22 protein-coding genes are annotated in these 24,136 nt (G+C 51.2%); 14 read left to right on the forward strand and 8 right to left on the reverse strand.

What is annotated here, in order from left to right:
* Window positions 1–29 precede the first annotated feature (29 nt).
* Window positions 30–575: a fimbrial protein gene (locus ACI2J2_RS16730; RefSeq protein ID WP_404760469.1), complete on the reverse strand. Its 546-nt coding sequence runs from the start codon at window positions 573–575 to the stop codon at window positions 30–32.
* A 78-nt stretch (window positions 576–653) separates the two neighbouring features.
* A complete protein-coding gene (locus ACI2J2_RS16735; RefSeq protein WP_209637438.1) occupies window positions 654–1,211 on the reverse strand; it encodes a fimbrial protein in 558 nt (185 codons plus the stop codon).
* A 414-nt stretch (window positions 1,212–1,625) separates the two neighbouring features.
* Here ACI2J2_RS16735 and ACI2J2_RS16740 point away from each other — a divergent pair, with 414 nt between their 5' ends.
* A complete protein-coding gene (locus tag ACI2J2_RS16740; protein ID WP_209637436.1) occupies window positions 1,626–2,369 on the forward strand; it encodes a winged helix-turn-helix domain-containing protein in 744 nt (247 codons plus the stop codon).
* A gap of 67 nt (window positions 2,370–2,436) precedes the next feature.
* On the opposite strand, the gene ACI2J2_RS16745 is transcribed toward ACI2J2_RS16740, so the two are convergent.
* The gene (locus ACI2J2_RS16745) at window positions 2,437–2,883 is read right to left on the reverse strand and encodes a hypothetical protein (RefSeq protein WP_209637434.1); all 447 of its coding nucleotides are present in this window, start codon (window positions 2,881–2,883) and stop codon (window positions 2,437–2,439) included.
* Between the two features lie 25 nt (window positions 2,884–2,908).
* Window positions 2,909–3,697, reverse strand: coding sequence for a winged helix-turn-helix domain-containing protein (locus tag ACI2J2_RS16750; RefSeq protein ID WP_404760470.1), 789 nt, complete (start codon window positions 3,695–3,697; stop codon window positions 2,909–2,911).
* 438 nt (window positions 3,698–4,135) lie between these two features.
* Here ACI2J2_RS16750 and ACI2J2_RS16755 point away from each other — a divergent pair, with 438 nt between their 5' ends.
* The 10 genes from ACI2J2_RS16755 to ACI2J2_RS16800 all read left to right on the forward strand — a co-directional run bounded on the left by ACI2J2_RS16755 (window position 4,136) and on the right by ACI2J2_RS16800 (window position 16,580).
* Entirely contained in the window at window positions 4,136–5,056 is a 921-nt protein-coding gene (locus tag ACI2J2_RS16755; RefSeq protein ID WP_404760471.1) for an alpha/beta hydrolase, read from the forward strand.
* A 344-nt stretch (window positions 5,057–5,400) separates the two neighbouring features.
* Window positions 5,401–5,811, forward strand: a complete 411-nt coding sequence (locus tag ACI2J2_RS16760) for a GNAT family N-acetyltransferase (protein WP_209637428.1) — start codon at window positions 5,401–5,403, stop codon at window positions 5,809–5,811.
* Between the two features lie 25 nt (window positions 5,812–5,836).
* Window positions 5,837–6,526, forward strand: coding sequence for a PAS and helix-turn-helix domain-containing protein (locus tag ACI2J2_RS16765; RefSeq protein ID WP_209637426.1), 690 nt, complete (start codon window positions 5,837–5,839; stop codon window positions 6,524–6,526).
* Between the two features lie 20 nt (window positions 6,527–6,546).
* Window positions 6,547–7,842, forward strand: coding sequence for a cytosine permease (locus ACI2J2_RS16770; protein WP_404760472.1), 1,296 nt, complete (start codon window positions 6,547–6,549; stop codon window positions 7,840–7,842).
* Between the two features lie 622 nt (window positions 7,843–8,464).
* Window positions 8,465–9,079 (forward strand): helix-turn-helix transcriptional regulator, encoded by a 615-nt coding sequence (locus ACI2J2_RS16775; RefSeq protein WP_209637424.1) that lies wholly within the window; start codon window positions 8,465–8,467, stop codon window positions 9,077–9,079.
* Window positions 9,080–9,976 carry a queuosine precursor transporter gene (locus ACI2J2_RS16780; protein WP_037416671.1) on the forward strand — a complete coding sequence of 299 codons (897 nt, stop codon included), beginning with the start codon at window positions 9,080–9,082 and terminating at the stop codon, window positions 9,974–9,976.
* Window positions 9,954–10,796, forward strand: coding sequence for an NADPH-dependent 7-cyano-7-deazaguanine reductase QueF (queF, locus tag ACI2J2_RS16785; protein WP_209637422.1), 843 nt, complete (start codon window positions 9,954–9,956; stop codon window positions 10,794–10,796). Before ACI2J2_RS16780 ends, queF begins: the two co-directional genes overlap by 23 nt.
* Window positions 10,797–10,919: 123 nt before the next feature.
* Window positions 10,920–13,067 carry a phosphocholine-specific phospholipase C gene (locus ACI2J2_RS16790; protein WP_404760473.1) on the forward strand — a complete coding sequence of 716 codons (2,148 nt, stop codon included), beginning with the start codon at window positions 10,920–10,922 and terminating at the stop codon, window positions 13,065–13,067.
* Window positions 13,068–13,153: 86 nt separating this feature from the next.
* Window positions 13,154–14,290 carry an ABC transporter substrate-binding protein gene (locus ACI2J2_RS16795; RefSeq protein WP_265555978.1) on the forward strand — a complete coding sequence of 379 codons (1,137 nt, stop codon included), beginning with the start codon at window positions 13,154–13,156 and terminating at the stop codon, window positions 14,288–14,290.
* 160 nt (window positions 14,291–14,450) lie between these two features.
* Complete coding sequence (locus tag ACI2J2_RS16800) at window positions 14,451–16,580, forward strand: TonB-dependent receptor family protein (protein ID WP_404760474.1); 2,130 nt, start codon at window positions 14,451–14,453, stop codon at window positions 16,578–16,580.
* Window positions 16,581–16,610: 30 nt separating this feature from the next.
* On the opposite strand, the gene ACI2J2_RS16805 is transcribed toward ACI2J2_RS16800, so the two are convergent.
* The gene (locus tag ACI2J2_RS16805) at window positions 16,611–17,507 is read right to left on the reverse strand and encodes a LysR family transcriptional regulator (RefSeq protein WP_209637635.1); all 897 of its coding nucleotides are present in this window, start codon (window positions 17,505–17,507) and stop codon (window positions 16,611–16,613) included.
* A 271-nt stretch (window positions 17,508–17,778) separates the two neighbouring features.
* Between ACI2J2_RS16805 and ACI2J2_RS16810 the strand changes: the two genes are divergently transcribed.
* From ACI2J2_RS16810 to abgT, 3 genes are all read left to right on the forward strand, one after another.
* Window positions 17,779–19,095, forward strand: a complete 1,317-nt coding sequence (locus ACI2J2_RS16810; RefSeq protein ID WP_209637414.1) for a M20 family metallo-hydrolase — start codon at window positions 17,779–17,781, stop codon at window positions 19,093–19,095.
* On the forward strand, window positions 19,092–20,543 hold the full coding sequence (locus tag ACI2J2_RS16815; protein WP_404760475.1) for a M20 family metallopeptidase: 1,452 nt from the start codon (window positions 19,092–19,094) through the stop codon (window positions 20,541–20,543). The genes ACI2J2_RS16810 and ACI2J2_RS16815 overlap by 4 nt, the downstream gene beginning before the upstream one ends.
* Window positions 20,544–20,646: 103 nt before the next feature.
* Window positions 20,647–22,173, forward strand: a complete 1,527-nt coding sequence (gene abgT, locus ACI2J2_RS16820) for a p-aminobenzoyl-glutamate transporter (RefSeq protein WP_265555975.1) — start codon at window positions 20,647–20,649, stop codon at window positions 22,171–22,173.
* Window positions 22,174–22,216: 43 nt separating this feature from the next.
* Here the strand turns inward: abgT and ACI2J2_RS16825 are convergent, their stop codons facing one another.
* From ACI2J2_RS16825 to ACI2J2_RS16835, 3 genes are all read right to left on the reverse strand, one after another.
* Window positions 22,217–22,792, reverse strand: coding sequence for an Ail/Lom family outer membrane beta-barrel protein (locus ACI2J2_RS16825; protein WP_209637408.1), 576 nt, complete (start codon window positions 22,790–22,792; stop codon window positions 22,217–22,219).
* A gap of 857 nt (window positions 22,793–23,649) precedes the next feature.
* Entirely contained in the window at window positions 23,650–23,796 is a 147-nt protein-coding gene (locus ACI2J2_RS16830; RefSeq protein WP_404760476.1) for a hypothetical protein, read from the reverse strand.
* Window positions 23,789–24,133 carry a hypothetical protein gene (locus ACI2J2_RS16835; protein WP_404760477.1) on the reverse strand — a complete coding sequence of 115 codons (345 nt, stop codon included), beginning with the start codon at window positions 24,131–24,133 and terminating at the stop codon, window positions 23,789–23,791. Before ACI2J2_RS16835 ends, ACI2J2_RS16830 begins: the two co-directional genes overlap by 8 nt.
* Between the last annotated feature and the right edge of the window lie 3 nt (window positions 24,134–24,136).

Below are 24,136 nucleotides of genomic sequence, written 5' to 3' on the forward strand. Positions count from 1 at the left end.
GATACCGCCAACCTTTAACTTATTTATAATCAGTAGTAATTCAATTTAAAACGGATAGCGGTTCTATAATCCCCGGCACGCAACACTTGGCGATTAGCCACCAGTTGCATTGAATAGTTTAATTGATTCTCTTTTATTACCGTGCCGTCTATCGGCATGGTCAAGCCTGGGTAAATAACATTGCCGACGCTGTCTGAAAGACGTAATGCTATTCCCGTTGCATCTCCCATCACCCCGAACAATCCGTTATCGGCTCTGCCATCAAACATCATTTGAAAATGTTGACGGCCGGGTTGTATTTTTCCTGCGTCTGTTAAACTGCAATTTAATAACCGCAAGCTAAATGCCTTGGTCAGGCCCTTGCCATCCCGGGCAATTTGTTCCACCGGTAATGTTTGCATGTCGATAGTTTGATCACGGCTCGCAGATTCAATTGCACAAGCAGCATTGACAATGGCGCCTTCCATATTGACCCTTCCCCACCCAATCACAGAGCTCTGTGCCATTAATGGCTGGGTAATAAAAATCAGGGTCAACAGGGAAGGTGCCACTAAGGTTTGGACTTTCTCAAACATATACACGTTCCTGGCAATAAGGTTCCATTTTAAAAAGCATGCGGTTACCCGCATGCTGAATACGCTTATGAATATTGCTTATTGGTAGTTCAGAGCGAAGTTAACAACGCTGGTGAACGCACCAGGAACGATGGTGTCCAGAGCGCCACCATTGCCTTTCAGATAAGCCTGGAATTCCAGCTCGGCATCAGTATCACCTGCAGCAATAACCTGACCGGTCGTTGCGGTACCCAGCTCAACAACGGCATTACTGTTTTTGGTATCGGTAATAACAATACTTGCACCTTTAGCAGTGCTGCCGCTGCCCAGAGCAACCATTTTCTTATCTGTACCTGTAGCGCCGCCCGGCTCACCGGTAAAGGTGGTCTTCACTGTTTTCGCTGTTGCTGAAGTACAATCTTCCAACACGATTTTGAAGTCTTGTTTTAATTCAGACGCACGACCATCTTTCAGGCTCAGGTTAGAGATTTGGCCCATTGCGATAGTCTGATCAATATTGCCTGGTGCGATTGAACATGGTGCATCGATAATTTCACCGGTAAAGGTGACTGAACCGCTGCCCTGGTTTGCTGCGTTAGCGAAAGAAGAAACACCAAAAGCCATCACTGCAGCCAGCATAATTTTATTCAGTTTCATATAAAGCCCTTACATTCCTTAGCAAGAAGAGAAATCAATGTATTCCATCATCAGATCATCAACGCTGAGGGTTAATTTATCCAAGCGTTGTTTGAGTGCCGATACATAACGTTTAGCGCTCCGTATCAGTGGGAACAAAGTTACCTTCTTCAAAGCCAAAATAAAATGTTATGCGTGAAATAGACAAAAACACAGGATATTATAAAATAAAATAGCAATTAGATAGGTTTTAAACCCAAAAAATACGTATTAATTACACATATTTATTTTAATGTACTTATAACATAAGCAATTATTTACGGATATTATAAGAATATAGAGATAAATCCTATTTACTCATATTGAGTAGGATTGAAAAAAAAGTCAGAAGGTCTCAGAATCATCTCTCGACAGGAAAGTTGACAGGTAAATAACATGATTTTTAATATTAATGACAACGTCCTCTATAATGAAGAGGAAGGCACGCTAATGCATATAGACAATGCGAGCAGTAAGCTGGCGTTGTTGAAACCGACGTGCCGCTTGCTCTCTTTATTTATTCGCAATAATGATGTTCTCTTGTTGCGAGATAGATTACTTAATGAGGTTTGGGTAGAGTATGGTTTAAAAGCATCCAATAATAACCTTAATAATTACGTGTCCGGGCTCAGAAAGTCTCTGGCACAGTTTGGGGAGGAGGAGCTTATCGTTACCTATCCACGCCAAGGGTTTAAATTTTCCGCCAAAGTCATTCATCAGATAGCGAATGAGGATGAACCCTACGCCTATGAAAATAAATTTTCTTGGCAGGATGAATATTCTCCGTCAACCAAAAAAAGGTTATGGAATCCTTTTCAGCGCTTAATCATGATCACTGCTGCTTGCCTAGTGCCGTTTGCTGCCATCGTGCTGTATCAGAACAGCACTCGCATTAACGTCTATCCGCTGGGGAATTATGAGCGCTGTCAGATCTACAGTATGAAATTGGGGAGTGGGAGTTTAGATAAGATTAGAGGCATCATTCAGCAAGCGGGCTTTAACTGTAAAAGTAAAGCAGACGTCTACTATTACGATAACATCCGTAACGAAAACTCACAGAGTAATGAGGAGCAGATAACCTTTTGTCCGCGTGAAATTAGCAGCCCTTGCATTAATAATTACATCAATAATAATAATTAAAATTCTATATGCCCCCCAGGGTCAGATTTTTAGTCCCCTTGGCTGTCTTACTCCAAGGGGATACAACTTACCGTACAGTGCTGCAGACAAAAAGCGGAGCGTAATTTCCAACAAATAAGAAGCGCTGGCTGTCTATTTGTTCAATACGTAAATGATACTGTTGCCCCTGCATTGGCATACGCCGATTCAATTCGGGTGCTATTAGCGAATCCGCCGGTCTATTGTTGTTTTCCCGCACGGTAAACGTATAGTTATCTCCTTGGCGTTGATAATCCATTATCACCGCACGGTCAATGTTGTATCTGACATATCCGTCGAAAAAACTGCCGTGAATCAACACCTTTGCCCGTCGTGCACCTTCTGGTGCGATGCTAATCAGCAATACGCGCCGCATCGTTTTATCTTTTAGCTGATTAGTCACCCATAATGTCGCCTGGCACTCCGGGAGCTGGGGTCTAAAAAACAACGCGTAAGCGGAAATGCCGCAGACAACCAGCGCCAGCAGTGCTGCCATCCCATAGCCGCAACGGCGAAAAAAACTATAAGTCCTTATTTTCATAAAAATTCTCACATTGCACTTGGCTAGAACTCACCTGCTTCTCAGGACAATAATAGAAATAAGAGGTTCTGAATCGCCCGGCGGCATTCGGCATTAGCGATAAGGTGTCGTAAAAAAATAGCGTCGCTGGCTCGGTGCATTTGATATCGTTTTTTTGCGCCAACAGTTCCTTCAAATGGGTCAAATCGACCTGGCCGGAGCCCACCTTATGGTAAGACGTAATGAATTGAACGTCACAGCTGCCTATTTTACCCACGGACCTCGTTTTAATCGGTGAATATCCAAGGTCCGACCAGGCCCAAACGCCACTGACGGCAGCCAACAGAACCAGTGTGCTCAAAGCAACACCTTTAAGACGAGCAAAATGTGGCGAAACAACAGGCAATGTCTGCGCCATGTCATTCGGGAGTTCAGTAGCCGGTAAATCGGCAGCCAAACTGTCCGCCGTTTCCAGCGTCGCGGCGGTAAACATAAACCCCTGCCGGGGCAAGGTAACGATAATGTCCTCTTCGCCGAGCGAAGCGAATATTTTGCGCAGGATAGAAATGGTGTTATTGAGATTATTGCCGGAGGCCACTTGCCCATGCGCCTCCCAGACCTGCATCAGAAGCGTATTGCGAGAAAGCACCAGATTATTGTTTCTGACCAAGGCGGAGAGCAAGCGATTCAGGGTTGCCGTCAAGGCAACCGGCGGGATGTTATCATTCAGTACAACCAGTTCAGATCTATCTTCATGATATTTAATATTATTATTAATTATATATTTCATAATCCCTTGCCCTACAAACTAATTAACAATAATTCACCTTTATTAAGCATGGTTATATTACCATAGAACAACGACTAAGAAAATTCCTAACGCAATGGTATAATTTTATATAAAACAATAGCCTATTGAAAAACATTAACGGCCCTTGGGTAACTATTAACGTCATTATTGGCAAAGAAATACCGCCAGCTGGCCTGATAGGGTGAATTTCCGAACCCGATTTTGATATTCAGGTACGACAATTATGAGGGATGGGTTTCTCTACGCACAGTGGGTTGGTGATTGGGTCATTCTGAATCCAGCTTCGCCCTCCCCCCTTATCAACCCACTGAGCACATCACCGGGCTGCTTTGCTTTTATGGCGACCGCTGAACGGCCATACCCCCCATTTACTGATGAGATGTTATTATCGAGGTTTTTCAGTTGAACAGGCTCAGCATGGCATCCTCTTTTCTTCGCAGTCTTACCTTTGTCATCTCGCTGATTATCGGCGTTGGCTCCCCCATGATGGTGCAGGCCAGGCCCGATCTGGAACGTAAAATTGGCGTGACCATCGCCGATACACAGTCACCTGATTATCAATTCAGTGATTTACGGTTCAATTCAGTGGATGGCCAGCGCCATTACCGCATCCGCATCGCGCAGCCGCGTATCGCCCCGCCACCGGCTGGGTATCCGGTCATCTACTTTTTGGACGGCAACGCGGTACTGATGGAGCTGAATGCCAGCTTGTTGGCACGGCTTGCAGCACAAAAACAGCCGCCGGTATTGGTGCTGATCAGTTATGACAACGATTTGCGTATCGATGCCAATGGCCGCAGCTACGATTACACCCCGGCCGCACTGCAAACCAGTGGGATGCGGCCCAATGGCGGCGCAGATGCCTTCTTGCAACTGATTGAACGTCAGGTGAAACCGGCAGTTGCAGCGAAGGTTACCGTTGATCCTCAACAGCAAACGCTGTGGGGACACTCTTACGGCGGTCTGTTCGTTCTGCATACGCTGCTAACCCAGCCAGCGGCGTTCCAACATTACGTCGCGGTTGAACCCTCTCTCTGGTGGGGCAAAGGCTTTATTCTGCAAGAAGCACAACGGGTTATTGATCGACATCCTGCGTTATCTGCCCATCTGTGGTTATGGACCGGCGGTGGCGAGAAAATGCGTTCAGCACCGCCCAATGTCAAGCAGGCTCCACTTCCCGCAGATGCAGCTCAGCAGTTGGCCGAACGGTTGGGTACGCTAAAGGGACTTGAGGTTGATTTCCGGGAATGGCCAGGCTTGGATCACGGTGCTATGTTCAGTGCGGCTATCGCACCTGCATTGGAGGACATCGCCAAGGGTACCGCTCAGGATAAATGATGGGATTACAGTTGCTGACTCTGGGGAATTTTGAACATGGCGGCTCCCCTTTGGCAAGTTAGCTTGCTCTACCGGTGGAGCCTGAATGGCTAATGTATTTTCTGAAGGAGGCCCTGGTGAGGCACAATAAGAAGAGATTGACTGGACAGGATTTACCGCTATTTATTACCGCGTATTGCGCTATTTTCTAGCCCCGTCACAGTTAATATAAAGGTTTGCCCCACCGACGGGAACGGGTGAAAACCACCCTTGTAATACATTATGAAAAGTGATAGTTAAACCCGTTGGTAGACATCAGATTGATTGCAAAAACAATTATTATCACAGGGAATTATATTACAACAATGAATATCAATATTACCGATCAACCAAACCCACAAGATGAAGAGTTCGTCATTGATAGCCTGTGGGCTCACAACGAAAAAACCGAACATGTCGATATCCACCCGCTGTTCCTGACCATTACCGATGACGAAGGCAAAATCGTCGCCGGCCTGGTTGCCAGAACCTGGTGGGGCGGGCTTGAAGTACAGTATCTTTGGGTCGGCGAGCAATATCAGAAAAGCGGCTATGGCCGCCAATTGATGTTACAAGCCGAAGAAGAAGCCAAGAAGCGCGGTTGCCACATGGCTTATGTCGATACTTTCGACTTCCAGGCCCGAGGCTTTTATGAAAAATTGGGCTATCAGGTTTACGGCAACTTAGGCGATTATGCCAAAAAGCATACGCGTCACTACCTGGCGAAAAAGTTATAACCCAATCTTAATCGGTGAGGTCAGAATGGATTCGCCCGATAAAAGTAATGAATTCTATTTGAAGGGCCTGATTGCCATGATGGAGCACTTAAGTGAGCCATGGGGCATCAAGGATCTGGCATCCCGTCATCTTTACATGAACCGGGCCGCCTACCTCTATACCAACACGCCATTAAGTTTTGATATAGCCGGTAAGCGAGACGACGAATTCCCCGCCGACTGGGCCGAATCTGCCGCCGATTTTGTCGAGCATGACAAAATGACCGAGATCTCACGCGATCGGGTTGCCGTGATAGAAACCCATTATTGGTATGGGAAAGACAGCCTGACACCGTTTATCAGCGAAAAACTGCCCATCTACAACGATAAGAAAGAAGTCTTCGGGGTGATGTGGAACGCCAAGCCGCTCAACACATTATCCCCGCTTAATTATATCAATCATCATAAACCCAGCGTATTAACCACGGAAACCAACAGCACTATTTTTACCCGTGCTGAACTGGACGTTATCTTTTTAATGTTGCAACGGCTGTCGGTGAAAGAAATAGCCAAAATATATAACATCAGCAATAAAACCATAGAAAACAGAATATATAACATTTATCAGAAATCTGATGTCCACACACAGCAGCAGTTTGAGGAGTTTTGCAAATATGCGCGTCTGGACAGCTATATTCCCGATCGCCTGATAGCGAAAGGCATCCAGTTTATTTAAATAGCAAGGAATACCTCACCGTGATCAAAATTGAAGACTATCCGTTAACCCGGGTACCTCAGGATAAAAGAGTCTCCTTTTTAAGCGTAGCTATCGTGCATATGGGCATGTTGACCGCTCTGGATCAGTTTATGCTTGGCGCCGTGTTGGGCCATTCCATGACGCTGATCGATGCATTCACCGCCATTTTTGTCGGCAGCCTGATTTTTGGCGTAGTGACCTACGGCCTCGGGTTGGCGGGGATGCGCGAAGGGATCTCCGGTAGCCTGCTCGCCCGTTGGTGCGGTTTCGGCCGCTTGGGTTCGGTCCTGATCGGTGTCGTCGTCGCTGTCAGCCTGCTGGGTTGGTTTGGCATACAAAATGCCATCTTCGCCAAATCGTTGGATTTCGCTCTTGGCAATAAACTGGGCTTTGGTCTGGCGGCCGGGCTGTCCGGTACCCTATTGACCATCCTGGTGGCGTTTGGCTTCAAGGCCTTGCGCATTGCCGCCAGAATTGCGGTGCCGATGTTTATTATGTTGGTGGCCTATATTTCCTATATCACCCTCACCGGCCATAATCTGCCGGAGATTATCCAACTTATGCCGCCGGGTGATCCGCTGTCGATCAGCGCCGGTATCACTATTGTGGTCGGCGGCGCTATTGTTGCCAGCCTGATGACCCCCGATTTAACGCGCTACTCAAAAAACAGCAAGCATGTATTTGGCGTGACCATTCTCACCATTGTCGCCGGAGAGTTCGTGGTTAACGGCCTGGCGCTGCTGATTGCCAAAACGCTCGGCACGGCGGATGTGGTCACCATCATGTCGCAAGTTGCCGGCGGTGCGGGCTTGCTGGTCGTCGTGTTCTCCACTTTGAGGGTTAACGACCTCAACCTGTATTCATCGTCACTGGGCATCGTCAACGCCGTTGAAGGCATGACCGGTAAAAGGCTGAAATACACCGCAACCACGTTAGTGATTGGCGTATTGGGCACCACACTTTCCGTATTGGGCATTCTGGATCGGTTTGTCGATTTCCTGACGGTACTTGGTGTGGTATTCCCGCCGATTATCGGCGTTATGTTGGTCGATTATTATCTGTTGCGCACTCACCGTAAAATTCTGGATGAGAGCCGCCAGGAAGGAAAACTGCCTGACCAGACGCCAACCATTGGCTGGACGGCCATCATCGCCAGTATTGCCGGCAGCATCGTCGGATTGGTGACTGAGTGGGGTGTGCCTACCATCAACTCGTTACTGGCCGCCAGCCTGCTGTACTGGGCGCTCAAATTGACAGTGAGCCGCTCTCAGAAACCGGCGTCTGCACAAAGCTAATCTGGCCTGAGTGATATTCTCCACTCTCTCACTGCCGGAGAGTGGGGAAATAAGAAACAAGTAGAAAAAGAAATAGAATCGCCGAGTGATAACGTCAAGGCATAAATAGATATCGGTCGGCTAACTAGCCGACTGGCATCAATATAGATTGGTGGGTTTTAAACTGTAGCGTTACAGCCGATGGCGTAATTGGGATTCCCTGGTGTCAGTAGCTAAAATATCCTTTATTACTCAGAGAATGGAAACGCCCCCTCTCCGAGCTTTTTATTATAGAAGCGGTCAGACGATTGCCTATTAACCCTTCTGATCGTCAATAAACACTTCAATATGGGTGAACATTAGCTCACAAAATCCACCCTGGTCAACACAAAAGTAGACACAAAACCCACTTTTGTGTTCACTTTTTACAGATTAAGACGTAAGTGATTGATTTGTATTTGATTACCTTTATTTCTCATTATGCGCACATTAATAAAAGCCTTCATGACCACGGCAAGGGATAGAGCCCCTTTCATTTTTAAAGTGTAATCAGCCGGTTACCGGCATAATCTCTGTGTCCGTTCTGGACAATGCCGGTGCGTGCGATATAGTAAAGCCGGCCAGAATATTGTAAGGAATGCTTATGAAGACCACTAACGCCCAGCGCAAAGTCAACATCATTAAGAATATTGAATATCTGATGCGCACACGGGGCGAAACCAAGGCATCCTTCTCTAACCGTACTGGCCTGACACGCACCACCATCTATAAAATCCTGGATGGAAAGGTCAACAATGTGCAGCAAGCCACCGTTAACCGGATTTCAGACTTCTTTGGCGTTTCCTGTGAGGAGATCGAAGACTATGATCTGGAAAAACTGGAGCTGCTCAACGAAACCCTTTCAACCGAAGGGAATAAAAACCCTTCTGCCATTCCTGTTATTCCTCAATCGCGATTTTTATCCGTTACGGGCTGGAAGATTGGGCAGTTGGTGACAGAGTTTCCTTTGACTTATTTCTTCGGCGATGAGTCAAATATGGTAGCAATGAAAATAGAGACCGAAATAAAAGGTTCATTTATCCCTGGCGAGGTCATTATTATAAAACGCCCGCCGGTGCTGGTTTGCAATTCGCCTTTATTGTATCACTCGGGAAAAAACGGTTTCTTTGTCATTAATGACAAAGAAGAAAGCAGCATGGAGAAAAACAATCAGGATACCGTGCAATTCCTGGGTTATATCTTTGGAGAAAGGCTATAAATGGAACCTAATCAAAAGTTCAAGCTATTGGGCTTTACCCGGCATGGCACCCTCGCGGCCAATGTCATGGTATTAGCCACCGGCAAAACCATCACTATGGGGCTCAATGAGCTGGCCGACAGCGAAATATCGGAAGATCTTAGCCGACATGAACTGCAGGCACTGTACCGCAAGATTTATGGCAACAATCAGCAGCAAACCGCTTATGAACTTAGCGATCGCCATGAGCGCTCTTGGTACGCCTACTTGATCATTACCGTGGCACTCAGCGTGATTTATATTTTTTCAACGCTGTGCGGCGTAAAGCCGATTCAAATTCCCGCGTTAAACCTGATCACACCACCAGCCATTTTTATTTATCCTCTCACTTTTATCCTCGTCGATATTTTAAACGAGTTTTACGGACTACGATTGGCCAGGCGCACCATCATCATCTCGTTTATGGCCAACCTGATTTTTGTGCTGGGCGTTTGGGCCACCACCCTGGTGCCGAGCATTCCACAATGGGAGTTCAGCAAAACTTATGACGGTATCGTCCACAGCATTATGGCGGTACTGGTTGCCTCCTCTGCGGCTTATTTAATTTCCGAGAATGTTAACTCCTACCTGCTTTGCAAAATCAAAGAGTTGACCAACTCCCGCTACCTGTTTGTGCGCGTGATCACCAGTACCGTTGTCGCCTCAGCCATCGACAGCGTGGTGTTCTGTACACTGGCGTTCTACAACGTCCTGAGCTGGGACATCATCAAAACCATGATCCTGTCGCAGTTCCTGATCAAGGTGGTCTATGCCCTGGTGGGCGTCGGCCCGATTTACGCCGCTCGTAGTCTGTTTAACCGCTATATCAATACCGATCTTGCAAGGAGCAACGAATATGCATATCAAAAAACAAGATAAAATCACCCATCTTGGCGCTAACTCCGATTACCCGGACCAGTATGCTCCCGAATTGCTCGAGGCCCTGCCGCGCGCACGCGGCCGTGATCTGATCGGTGTAGATGAACAAAACCTGCCGTTCCACGGCGTGGATTTATGGACCGCCTTCGAACTGTCCTGGCTCAACGCCAAAGGCAAGCCAGTGGTTGGCATTGGCGAGTTCACTCTGCCGCATTCTTCCACCAATCTGATTGAGTCCAAGTCATTCAAGCTGTATCTCAACAGCTTTAACCAGACGCGCTTTGACAGCGTTGAACAGGTGAGCGCCGCGATGCAAAAAGATCTGTCGCAGGCCGCCAACGGTCAGGTCGGCGTCAAACTCTATCCAGGATTGGACGGTTATTCATCGCAAATAGATCGCCTGCCGGGCATCAATATTGACGATCTGGACATCGCCGTGGATGACTTTGACTTCAAACCAGAATATTTGCACGGTGCAACCTGCGATCAAGCGGAAACCGTGACGGAAACGCTGTCCTCCAACCTGCTGAAATCCAACTGTCTGGTCACCAACCAACCGGACTGGGGCAGCGTGGTGATCCACTATCAAGGCCGGAAAATCGATCGCGAGCGCCTGCTGCGCTACCTGATCTCTTTCCGCCAGCACAATGAGTTCCACGAGCAGTGTGTCGAACGCATTTTTAACGACATCAAACAAAGCTGCCGGCCGGAAAAACTCAGCGTTTTCGCCCGCTACACCCGCCGCGGTGGTCTGGACATCAACCCGTTCCGCAGCGATTTTGAAGCCGAACCCACACTGGGTCGCCTGATCAGGCAATAAGCCTTCCTCAATAATGCCCCGATCCGGGGCATTATTTCTCCCCCTTTCATCTCCTTGTTATTTTTCGCCATTACCGTCGTTAACGACTATCTTCAAAGCAAACCTTGGGGAGTAAAACGACGCATGCCTGATTTTTCGCGCAGAGAAGTACTGCGGGCTGCCGCCATCGGATCGGCTTTTTCACTGTTACCTGCCTCGATCCGTAAAGCCCTGGCAATATCGGCCAATAACCGCACCGGCACGATTAACGATGTCGAACACGTCGTGATCCTGATGCAGGAAAACCGCTCTTTCGATCATTACTTCGGCACGCTGCCTGGGGTGCGCGGCTTTAGCGATCGTATTACCATTCCATTGCCCGACGATCGCCATGTGTGGCAACAACAAGGGACAGATCGACTGGTCTTGCCCTATCACCTGGACAGCAAACGCGGAAATGCTCAACGGGTTAGCGGTACACCCCACTCGTGGGTAGACGAACAGTCCGCCTGGGACAGCGGCCGCATGAGCGCCTGGCCCACGTACAAAACGCCGACCTCGATGGGTTATTACCGCCGCCACGAATTGCCCTTCCAGTTTGCGCTAGCAGAAACCTTCACTCTGTGCGACGCCTATCATTGTTCGATCCACGCCGGTACCAATACCAACCGCCTGTTCCACTGGACCGGGACCAACGGCCCGACTGCGGCCGACGTCGCGGTCGTGGTTAACGAATGGGACAGCCCCGGCCCCGTAGAGGTCGGTTACCAGTGGCATACCTATCCTGAGCGGTTGGAAGCCAGTGGCGTCAGTTGGAAGGTCTATCAATTTTTGCCGGATAACTTCACCGACAACCCCTTGGCAGGTTTTCGCCAATACCGCGCCGCCAGCGTTAAGGTCGGTAATCCGGCGCAGCCGCCGAAAGACTTCACCGCCTTTGTGCCCTACCGCGATGAACTCAATGCCGAAGCGCCGCTGTACAAAGGGAATGGCAATACCCTGCCCGCCGCCAACGGCAATGATTTGGGCGCGATGATAGCCGGTTTCCGCGCCGACGTTCAGCAGGGCAAACTGCCGCAGGTGAGTTGGATTATCGCACCGGCAGCCTATTCGGAGCATCCCGGGCCGTCCAGTCCGGTGCAGGGGGGCTGGTTTACGCAAGAAATTCTCAATGCGCTGACCGACAACCCCGAGGTGTGGAGCAAGACCGTACTGCTGGTCAATTACGACGAAAACGACGGTTTCTTCGATCATATGCCTTCACCTTCCGCGCCATCGCTACGCGAAGATGGCAGCTTTGCCGGCAAATCGACGGTGCCGTTCGACAGTGAAATCTTTCAACACGTTGCTCCACCTGGCTCGCAGGACCAACCCCCACCGGACGGCCGTATTTATGGCCCCGGGCCACGCGTGCCCATGCTGGTGCTATCGCCCTGGAGCCGTGGCGGTTGGGTCAATTCACAGGTGTTCGACCACACCTCGGTACTGCAATTTTTGGAGAAACGCTTTCAGGTGCATGAACCGAATATCAGTGCCTGGCGAAGGGCGGTGTGCGGCGATCTCACCTCCGCGTTCAACTTTGTCGATCCGAACGGAGAAACCTTACCCCGTTTGCCGGCCATCAGTCGCCACGCCGCCGACAGCCTGCGCCAACGACAGGAACAGTTGCCGCAGGTACCTCTGCCCCCCGCGGATAAGCAGCAATTGCCACACCAATCCCGATTGGCGCGTCCATCACGTGCACTGCCTTATCAACTGCACGTTGAGGCCACCAGCTACCCCGAGCAGCACAGGGTGACGCTCAATCTCTACAATACCGGGGCGCAAGGCGCGGTATTCCACGTTTACGATCGGCTGAATCTGGATCAGATCCCACAGCGCTATACCGTCGAGGCCGGCAAAGCCGTCAGCGATAACTGGTCAACAACAGACGAATACCATCTGTGGCTACTCGGCCCCAACGGCTTTCACCGTGAGCTACGCGGCACCCTTCTCCAATCACAGCCGGAAGTGCGTTTGAACCCACAGGGTGACGGCCTGTCGCTCACGCTCACGAACCCCGGTAGCCAGACAACAACGGTAACGATCGCCCGCTGCCCCTATACGCAACATGGCCCTTGGCACATTGAACTGCCGGCAGGTGGCCGCCATCAGCAAGCCTTTGACGCCAAAACCAGCGGCGGCTGGTACGATCTTTCACTAGAAGGTTCCCATGGCTGGCGACGGCGGTTGGCGGGCAGGCTGGAAACGGGCGAACACAGCGTCAGCGACCCACTCATGGGTAAAGCATAAGATATCCGCACTGGGGTGTTCAAAAAGCGAAAGGATATGGATTATCATTAGCTTCTTTATTCAACGCCCCATGCTCAAGGATCTCCATGCTCGCCGTTCTTATTGCCAAAACCAGCCGTTGGCTGGCCGCCTGCGCCCTGCTGCTAGCCAGTGCCGTTCAGGCTGCGCCAATCGTCGTGACCGACGTTGCCGGCCGCCAGGTTACCCTGCCACAACCGGCGAAACGCGTGATCCTGGCTGATGCCCGTGCACTGCTGGCGTTGAATATCCTGCACCCGCAGGAGCCGTTGAAAAACATCATCGCCTGGGACAATTCACTGAAGGTCAAAGCGCCAGATCTGGTGGAGGCCTACGCGAAGAAATTCCCGCAGGTGATGCAGATCCCCACGTTCGATAACCCATACGTCAGTGATTTCAGCGTTGAAAGCGCGGTGGTTCGTAAGCCAGATCTGATCATTTTCGACATCGGCCTGTTGAGCAAGTTGAAAGACAGCGGCGTGTTGACCCAACTGGAAAAAATCGGCATCCCGGTGCTGATTATCGATTTCCGCCAACAACCCCTCACGAACACCGTCGCCAGCATGCAGCTGTTGGGCAACGTATTTGATGAACAGCAGAACGCCGATGCCTTTATTCAGCTCTACCAGCAACGGCTCGCTCTGGTACGCCAACGGGTGGCGACGCTCAAGCCAGAGCAACGCCCTAGTGTATTTATCGAACGCAGTGCCGGCATGAAAGGCGAGCAATGCTGCAACACCTTCGGCAAAGGCAGTTTTGGCCAGTTTATTGATACCGCCGGTGGCAACAACATCGGCAGCACGCTGTTTGCGGAAATGGGCGGCGAAGTCAATGTGGAGCAGATGATCGCCAGCAACCCGGATTTCTATCTGATGACGGGTGCTGACTGGAGTCGCGGCCATAAAGGCACGATGGCAGTCCCCTTGGGTTACGCAACAGATGCCGCCACCACTCAGCAAAAGCTGGCTGTGTTGATGAACCGCACCGGTCTGAACGTGCTGAAGGCCGTCAAAGAAAAACGCGTAATGGCGATTTATCACCAATTCTATGATACGCCGTTGAATTTCATCGCGGTCGAGGCGATCGCCAAATTCCTGCATCCGGACTTATTTAAAGATATTGATCCGCAAGCGGATATTGAAATGGTACACCACAAATTCACCGCATTGGATTACAGCGGTGTGTTTTGGGTCACCGCGAAATAATCCTCACACAGGGCCCGTCAGCCGGGCCCTGACGTTCCTGTCGTCATTTAATTGCCCGCTGAATTATTCCGCAACAAAGTTATTTACTTGCCAATAATTATCATTAAGATTGTCATTTCTAAAAAAACACATCTGGGTTTGAAACTTTTAAGGCATTATTATGTCAATCCTTTTTCGTCTTTCTCTGTTGGCAGCGTCCGTTGCCATGGCGCTACCCGTCCTTGCTGCTGATAATAAATCTCAAAACCAAACGCCCACTGACAACATAACCGTTGTTGGCAACTGGCTGGATAACCCCGACACCAGCTCCGTATTGCTTAACCACCCTGGCGCAAGATCCATCGTTACCGAACAACAGATGCATGAGCAAGGCGATCAGACCATCGCCGATACGCTGCGTGGCGTGCCTGGCGTACAGGTACGCGACAGCAATGGCACCGGCGGTAGCGATATTTCGCTCAACGTCGGTGTGCGCGGCCTGACGTCTCGCCTCTCTCCCCGCTCCACCATTTTGATGGACGGCGTACCTTTGGCGGTTGCCCCTTACGGCCAGCCACAGCTGTCGATGGCACCGCTGTCGATTGGCAGCCTGCAGTCGGTTGACGTGGTACGTGGCGGCGGTGCGGTGCGTTACGGGCCACAAAACGTCGGTGGCGTGATTAACTTTGTCACCAAAGACATTCCGAAAACCTTTGGTGGCTCAGCCAGCGTGCAAACCCAGGGGGCCAGCCACGGCGGGTTGAAAACCCTGACCAGCACCTCGCTCGGTGGCACCGCTGACAACGGCTTCGGCGCAGAACTGCTGTATTCCGGCCTGCACGGCCAGGGCTATCGCGACAATAATGACAACACGGATATCGACGACGTCATGCTGAAAACGCGCTATGCGTTTACCGATCGTGATGAGTTTCTGGCCAATTTCCATTATTACGATGCCAAAGCAGGAATGCCGGGCGGGCTAAGCAGCGCGCAGTACGCACAAAACCCGTTCCAGTCGACCCGCCCGTGGGACCAGTTTGAAGGCCGTCGCAAGGACATGTCGTTCAAATATAAGCACCAGGAAGACGACAAGCAGTTCGAAGTACTGACTTACTTCACCGACAGCTATCGCGGTAGCAGTATCGAATCGGAAGGCACCGGCAAAAACGCCGGTATGAAGCGCATGGTGTCTTACCCGCGCCACTACTCCACCTGGGCGATTGAACCCAGCTATTCGCAGGTCTTCCGCTTCTGGGACATGGCACACGAGATCACCCTCGGCTACCGCTACCTGAACGAAACCATGGACGAGAAAGCCTCGCGCTCCGCCTGGTACAACCCGGCGAATATCGGCTCCACGCCGGAAACCCCGGATTACTACCAGCACACCTCCGGCGGCACGGCGGCCCACGCACTGTACATTGACGACACCATTAACGTCGGTAACTGGACGCTGACCCCTGGCCTGCGCTATGAAAGCATTCGCACCCATGTCGATGATTCATTCAACAACATCAGCCGCGAGAAGAGCTACAGCGAACCGCTGCCGTCACTGAATGTCATGTACCACATGTCGGACGCCTGGAAGCTGTTCGCCAACGCCAATACCTCATTCGGCAGCATGCAATACTTCCAGCTGACCAAAGGCGGCAACGGCAACCAGCCGGCACCGGGCCTGACAGCAGAAAAAGCCCATACTTATGAGTTCGGTACCCGCTATGACGACACCATCGTCAAAGCCGAAGCCACGCTGTTCTACATCGACTTCGACAACCAATTGCAGTACATCAGCAACGATGTGGGTTGGACCAACATGGGGGCGACCAAGCACAAGGGGATCGAGCTGGCACTCAGCTATGATCTCAGCGAACTCAGCCGCATGCTGGACGGCGCCAGCGTCTATACCAGCTACACCTACACCAAGGCCAGCACCGACAAAGGCGACTTCGCCGGTAAAGACCTGCCGTTTTATTCACGCCAGGTGTATACCGTCGGCACCCGCTACGCCACAGGTAACTGGGTGTGGAATCTGGACAGCTATGCTCAGTCCAAGCAGCACTCTCCGGGCACCGGGCCGGATTACGTGACCCAGGAAAGCGCCGACGGCCAGTTTGGTAACATCGCCGGGTATATGGTGTGGAATATGCGTGGGGAGTATAACTTTGGGCCGCAGTTGTCGAACCTGACGCTGGGTGCCGGGGTAAAAAACCTGTTCGATCAGCGCTACTTCACCCGCTCCAACGACAACAACTTTGGTAAGTACGTCGGTGAACCGCGCACCTTCTTCGTGCAGGGTTCCGTGGCATTCTAAGCATCAGCGCCCTCTTCGGGGGCGCTAATCTCACCGACAGTGCAGCCGAAACAAGCGCGCCAAGTGTGCGCCCATCGGCGTCAGCGTGGTGTCTTTACGCTGAATCAGATAAAACGTCGCCTTTGGCAGACTTTCCTCTAGCGCCAGCGGCACCAAATGCTTGCCCAATATCGGATCAGAGATCACATCTACCGATAAAATACTGACGAAGTCACTTTGCGCCACCAGGCTGGTGCAGGCCATAAAAGTCTCGCAGGTGACACTGATCGACGGCGCCATCCCCAAATCCCCGAACAAATCATGCAGCAGCCGGTAATAGCTGCCTTTTGGCGTCGGCATGGTCCAGTCGCAGTGCTGCAATTGCTTGAGCGACGTGGCCCCTTCCATCGGGTGGCCCTTCCGTACCACTACCTTGTACTCTTTCTCCATCAGCCGTTCGTACTGCAATTCGTTATCCAGGCTGCTGGGGTAATAGGTATTGACGGTAAAATCCAGTTCACCCTGGCGCAGCTCCGGGATCATCGACACCAACTGCCCTTCAACAATCCTGACTTTAACCTTCGGGTATTCACGATGAAACTGGGTAATCACCTGTGGCATCACCGTTCGCGCAATACTGCCGCCGACGCCGATATTCACCGATCCCCCTGCCAGCCCCAGCCGTTGCTGAATATCCTCCTGCGCTACGCGAAGTTCTTCGAGGATCAGACTGGCATGTTGGAAAAAGTTATCGCCGCAGTCGGTCAGCACCACACCCTGACTACGGCGAACAAACAACTTGGCTCCCAGCACCTGTTCCAGTTCCTGAATCGACTTGGTCAGTGCGGGCTGTGAAAGGCGTGAGGTGCGGCTGGCGGCGCGGATGCTGCCCTGTCGGCTGACTTCGACAAACGCACGTAATTGGTGCAATTTTATTGAGGCGGGCATAGGCAAAGGGTGATAACCGTTGTTTATCAATAGCAAGATATTGGCATCTTATTTAGCCTGATTCCATTGTGTACATTCGAAAAAAACATAATAAATAACCAAATTCTTATTTCGCTTAATTAAGCACATTTTCTGCGGCGATAAGCGCTCTTCACGGTAGTTAGTCACTAAATACGCCATTTTCATTAAATAGTTTCACCCTCTGATTCCAGTTCAGAGCACCACTGCTGCCCAGCGTTTATCTGGGCGCGATAACTAATGAGATATCCCAATGAATAATCCGCTTTCGATGTTGGTGACCGATTTGTACCCGCAACTCCAGGCCTGGCGCCGTGACTTCCACCGCTATGCCGAGTCCGGTTGGTTTGAGTTCCGCACTGCCACTTTGGTGGCTGAAGAACTGGACAAGCTGGGCTATCGCCTGCAACTGGGCCGCGAAGTCATTAATGCCGATGCACGCATGGGGCTTCCGTCAGCCGAAGCCTTACAAAGGCAAGAACAACGCGCCCGTGAACAAGGTGCGCTGGAAAAATGGCTGCCGCACTTTTCCGGCGGTTTCGCCGGTATTGTTGCCACGCTGGACACCGGACGCCCTGGCCCGGTGATCGCCTATCGGGTGGATATGGACGCGCTCGATCTCAACGAAAAGCTACAGCCGGACCACCTGCCGTTCCGCGAAGGGTTCGCCTCCTGCAACAGCGGCATGATGCATGCATGCGGTCACGATGGCCACACCACCATTGGCCTGGGGCTGGCACACGTATTCAAGCGCCTGGCACCACAGCTTAGCGGCACCATCAAACTGATTTTCCAACCGGCGGAAGAAGGCACCCGCGGGGCAAAATCCATGGTGGAAGCCGGCGTGGTGGACGACGTTGATTTCTTCACTGCGGTGCATATTGGCACTGGCGTACCCGCCGGTGAACTGGTGTGCGGCAGCGACAGCTTTATGGCGACCAGCAAGCTGGATGTGACCTATCGCGGCATAGCCGCCCATGCCGGTGCCAAACCGGAAGATGGCCGTAATGCCCTGCTGGCGGCGGCGCAGGCCACATTAGGGTTGTACGCCATCCCACGCCACAGCGAAGGCAGTTCACGCATCAACGTCGGCGTATTGCACGCCGGCACTGGCCGTAACGTGATTGCCGATCAGGCCTTTATGAAAGTGGAAACCCGTGGCGCCACCAACGCCATCAACGAATTTGTCTACCAACAGGCACTGAACGTGATCGACGGGGCAGCCAAAATGCACGGTGTGGAATACAACGTCACACTGATGGGGGCGGCACAAAGCAGCAAACCAACCCAACCCTGGGTGGACTATATCCACCAACAGGCGCAGAGCATCACAGAGCTGTCCTCCGTCGTTGATCGCCGTGAGCAGGCTGCCGGTTCAGAAGACGCGACCTACATGATGGAACGGGTCAAATCCCACGGCGGACAGGCCTCCTATGTGATTTTCGGTACCGAACTGAGCGCGGGGCACCACAACGAGAAGTTTGATTTTAACGAACAGGTCATGGCGGTTGCGGTGAAAACGCTGGCGTCTCTGGCGCTGAACCTGCCTACTTTCAGGAGCAAAGCATGAGCCATCCGCAACTGCTGGCATTTATCAATCACTACATTGACCAACACCAGCCACGTTTTAGCGCACTGAGCGACAGTATCTGGGATCACCCTGAAACACGCTTTACCGAAACCTATTCCGCCAATTTGCTGGCTGACGCGTTGGAGCAGGAAGGCTTTACGCTTGAACGTGGCGTTGGCGGCATTGAAACCGCGTTTATCGCCAGCTTCGGCAGCGGCCAGCCGGTGATCGCCCTGCTGGGCGAGTACGATGCCCTCGCCGGGCTCAGTCAACGGTCAGGCTGCGCCACACCAGAACCCTTAGTGGAAAATGGCAACGGCCACGGCTGTGGTCACAACCTGCTGGGCACTGCCGCGCTGGCGGGCGCCTTTGCCGTGAAAGCCTGGATGCAGCAGCAGCGCTTGACCGGCACCGTGCGTTTCTATGGTTGTCCCGGCGAAGAAGGCGGTTCCGGTAAAACCTTCATGGTGCGCGAAGGGCTGTTCGATGACGTCGACGCCGCCCTCACCTGGCACCCCGAAGGCTTCAGCGGCATGTTCAACACCAGCACCTTAGCCAATATTCAGGCAGCCTTTCAGTTCAAAGGGATCGCCGCTCACGCCGCTAACTCGCCACATCTTGGCCGCAGTGCGCTGGATGCGGTGACATTGATGAACACCGGCGCTAACTTCCTGCGCGAGCACATCGTGCAGGAAGCGCGGCTGCACTATGCGGTGACCAACACCGGCGGCAGTTCGCCCAACGTGGTGCAAGCCGACGCAGAAGTGCTGTACCTGATCCGCGCGCCGCAGCTCGATCAGGCGCAGGATATTTACCAGCGGGTGATCAACATCGCTAAAGGCGCGGCGCTAATGACCGACACCCAAATGACGGTGCGTTTCGATAAGGCCTGCTCCAACTACGTGCCGAACCGCAGCATGGAGCAGGTGATGTATCGGTATGTCTGTGACTTCGGCCTGCCGGAATACAGTGAGGAGGAGCGCAGATTCGCCACCGAGATCCGCCAAACGCTGAACAAGGACGACCTGCGCAATGCCAGGCTGAATATCGCCCGTACCGGCGGTGCGGCTGGCCGTGAATGGGTACAGCAGTTGGGTGACAAGGTGTTGATGGATGAGGTCGCACCTTATGTGGCATCGGAGGATTTGTTGTACGGATCGACCGATGTAGGCGACGTCAGCTGGGTGGCACCGACCGCGCAGTGCTTCAGCCCGTGCTTTGCATTCGGCACCCCGCTGCACACCTGGCAACTGGTAGCACAGGGCCGTACCTCTATCGCCCACAAAGGCATGTGCCTGGCGGGCAAGATCATGGCTGCCACTGCCATCGAACTGCTGAGCGACAGCAACCTTCTGGCAGACTGCCGACAAGAGTTCAAACGCCAACGCGCAGAACACCCCTACAGTTGCCCAATCCCCGCGGGCATTAAACCTTCACCGTTAAAATAACGACTACGCTGCAAAGGCCCGCAAACCGGGCCAGTAACAATAATTATAATTAAATCAAATAATAAAAAATAAACACAACAGGACAAACACAGAGGGTAAGTCAATGAGTGAGGTCACAACGTCAGCGAATAAAAGCCCCGGCCGCGTTTTTTACTGGGTAGAACGCATCGGGAATAAAATCCCCAATCCATTTTTACTGTTCGTCTATTTAATCGTTGTTTTAATGCTGGCCACCGCGCTGTTCTCCTGGCTGGACGTGGCGGTGAAGAACCCGGCCACCGGCGAGCTGATCAAGGTGAATAACCTGATGAGCGTGGCGGGCATGCAGTGGATCTTCCCGAATATCATTCATAACTTCAGCAGCTTTGCGCCGCTGGGTGCCATTTTGGCGTTGGTCATCGGTGCAGGGTTGGCCGAGAAAGTCGGGCTGTTGCAGGCATTGATGTACAAAATGGCCTCACGCGTTAGCGCCCGCTATGCCAGTTACATGGTGCTGTTTATCGCCTTCTTCAGCCATATTTCATCGGATGCCGCACTGGTGGTGATGCCGCCGCTCGGCGCGCTGATGTTCCTGGCGGTGGGGCGCCACCCGATAGCCGGGCTATTAGCCGCTATTGCCGGGGTGGCCTCCGGCTTTACCGCCAACCTGTTGATCGTGACCACCGACGTGCTGCTCTCCGGGATCAGTACCGAGGCCACCAAAGCGGTAGACGCCGCCGTTCACGTCAGTGTGATCGACAACTGGTACTTTATGGCTACCTCAGTGATCGTGCTGACCATCGCCGGCGCACTGCTGACCGATAAGTTTATTGAACCCAGGCTGCCAGAATGGCACGGCAGCGCGGAGGACAAGATCGAGGCGCTGACCCCGCTGCAAAACCGCGGGCTGATGATGAGTGGCATCGCCGCACTGGTGTTTATCGCCATTATCGCCGCCCTGGTGGTGCCGGAAGCCGCCCCGCTGCGCGATCCGAAAACCGGCTCGGTGATCCCATCGCCGTTCATTAAAGGCATTGTGCCGATCATCATCCTGTTCTTTTTCACCGTCGGCATTACCTATGGCGTGGTGACCAAACAGATCAAGCGGCCTGACGATATTCCCCACCACCTGATAGAGCCGATGAAAAGCATGGCTGGCTTTATTGTGATGGTGTTTCCGCTGTCGCAGTTCGTGGCGTTCTTTAACTGGAGCAACATGGGCAAGTTTATGGCCATCGGCCTGACCGACATGCTGGAAGCCGCCGGCATGAGCGGCGCCCCTGCGTTCCTTGGCCTGATGTTCCTCTCCGCCTTCCTGTGCATGTTTATCGCCAGCGGCTCTGCTATCTGGTCGATTCTGGCGCCGATCTTTGTGCCCATGTTTATGCTGCTGGGCTTCCACCCGGCGTTCGCACAGATGATCTTCCGCATTGCCGACTCCTCGGTGCTGCCGTTGGCACCGATGTCGCCGTTCCTGCCGCTGTTCCTCGGTTTCTTGCAGCGTTACCGCAAAGATGCCCAGCTCGGCACCTATTACGTGCTGATCCTGCCTTATCCGTTGGTGTTCTTTGCCGTGTGGATTTTGCTGCTGCTGGCGTGGTACGCACTCGGCCTGCCGATCGGGCCGGGGGTCTATCCAAAAATGGGGTAAGCGTGTTCGGCCTCCCTTCGGGGAGGCCTGGCTCATTCAACTATCAGAAACGGTAGCCAATGCCGATGTTGAAACCGTTGATAGAGCGATTTTTACCGCCTGCATCCAGGCTGGAGCCTTCATAACCGATATCCACCGCCAGATTTTCCATTGGGTTTACCTGGAAACCGACGCCGTACATAAAGGAGGTTTTCTTCTGGTTACCGCTTTCTTCACCCATATATTCGTAAGTGTCGTAAGCGTAATTGCTCCAGGAGGACGTGTAATCAACCTTGTTATAGTTCAAACCCAGCAACCCGTAAACGCTGATATATTGATTAAAACGGTATGCCGGGCCAACGGACAGCGAGTAATATTTCACTTCGGCATGATTATTAACCACATCACGATAAACATTGTACGATTCGTCCTTATCACCGCTCATATAGGTAAATGAGCTGATAACGCTGATTGGCGAATCCCACTCATAGCGGTATTTGATATTCACGCCGTTGATGTTTTTGAAGTCCTGCACCTTGCTCTGCGCATATCCGGCGGTAATAGTGCTTTGGCCAGCCTGTGCCGCAGCGCCGAAGCCCAAGGTAGAAAGGGCCAGAGTGGCAATAGCTAACTTTTTCATGCAATCATCCTTAATAGTAAGTGGAACAACTTAGGTACAAAAATAGCTTTCCATGCCGTATTAACGGCATAAATAATTGAATTAATCTTATCAAACCCAATAATAGATAAGGTTAAAGACTAGCAGGTCCGACATAATAATTAATCAGTGAAACCGGTAACTTGCGAACTGCCACGCATCAATAGTAATTCCTCCCGCCCAGCAAACCCGTTTTATAGTTATATCATTTGTATTTTCTTCAAACATTCATTAAGACTCTGGTGGCTCATCAGGGGGGTAGTTTTTTATTAGCGTTATACTCATCTATCTTTGCGAAAACCCATGAACCAACACCGGCTGCAACACCAACGATACCACTAACTACCAAAGAGTCTTTAAAAGATTGTTGAGTAAAGCGCAACTCACAAAATTTCAACAAATTACCACCCTTTCACTAACATAATGAATATAAGAAAACAAAAAAAGCAGTAAGCTAAGCTAAGCTAAGCTAAGCTAATAAATAACGTTTTAATTTTAGATTTATATAATGCTACATAAGAAATAATGTGATCACACCCGAGATCACTGCCCATTATCTCGTATACCTTTCAGACCTTTTTATGACGCCAACTGATGTCGTCGTGGCCCACTTCAACACAGTTAGAATCCTTTTATTTTCAAATACCGTACCAAAACTATCCCAATACCTAATATGCCTCCCCCCAAAACCTAGCTTTGCTGTATGCAATGCACGTTGCCAAGTCATATCAAAGTCACCATCCAGGAACCATAACACTCCGGCAAAGAACAAGTTCGACTAACAGTTTTTTCAGATCTCCCATCGTTCTCCCATCAGGATCGAACCAATATAAATCTCATTAAAAATCAACATAGTAAAACGCACGTGTGCAACCATAACCTTCAGGGAACAGCTCAGCTCTAGCTATGATCTTCTTCGCATCTTCCGGCCCTGCATTTATCAGGAGTTGACCTATTTTCTGATAATTCTCTTGCTCATTAATCATAATCCATCTCCTGATTATATCTTGGATCCAACACAACTAATGGTTCAGCCTCTTCCTCCCAGACTTTCTTCTCTCGTAATTGCCATTCCGTCGGTGCATCCCAAGAGGAAATGCACTGACGAATCGCTCTAATCACCATATTGAATTCATGGCTATCTAGCTCGACGAAATGGATTTGGTCAAGTGGAAGCATTTCCATTATCTTCTCATGGAGTTTGGGATGTTTTTTTTCCAACGCATCATCAATAAGTAACTCCAAAGCATCCGAAGCCCCACGATTCAATGTCACATGTAAACTTTTATCCGTAGTGTAACCGAAGAAAACTGTAGACCCCATAAT

The sequence above is a fragment of the Serratia sp. NPDC087055 genome, assembly GCF_044900985.1.
In the GTDB taxonomy this organism is placed as follows: Bacteria; Pseudomonadota; Gammaproteobacteria; order Enterobacterales; family Enterobacteriaceae; genus Serratia.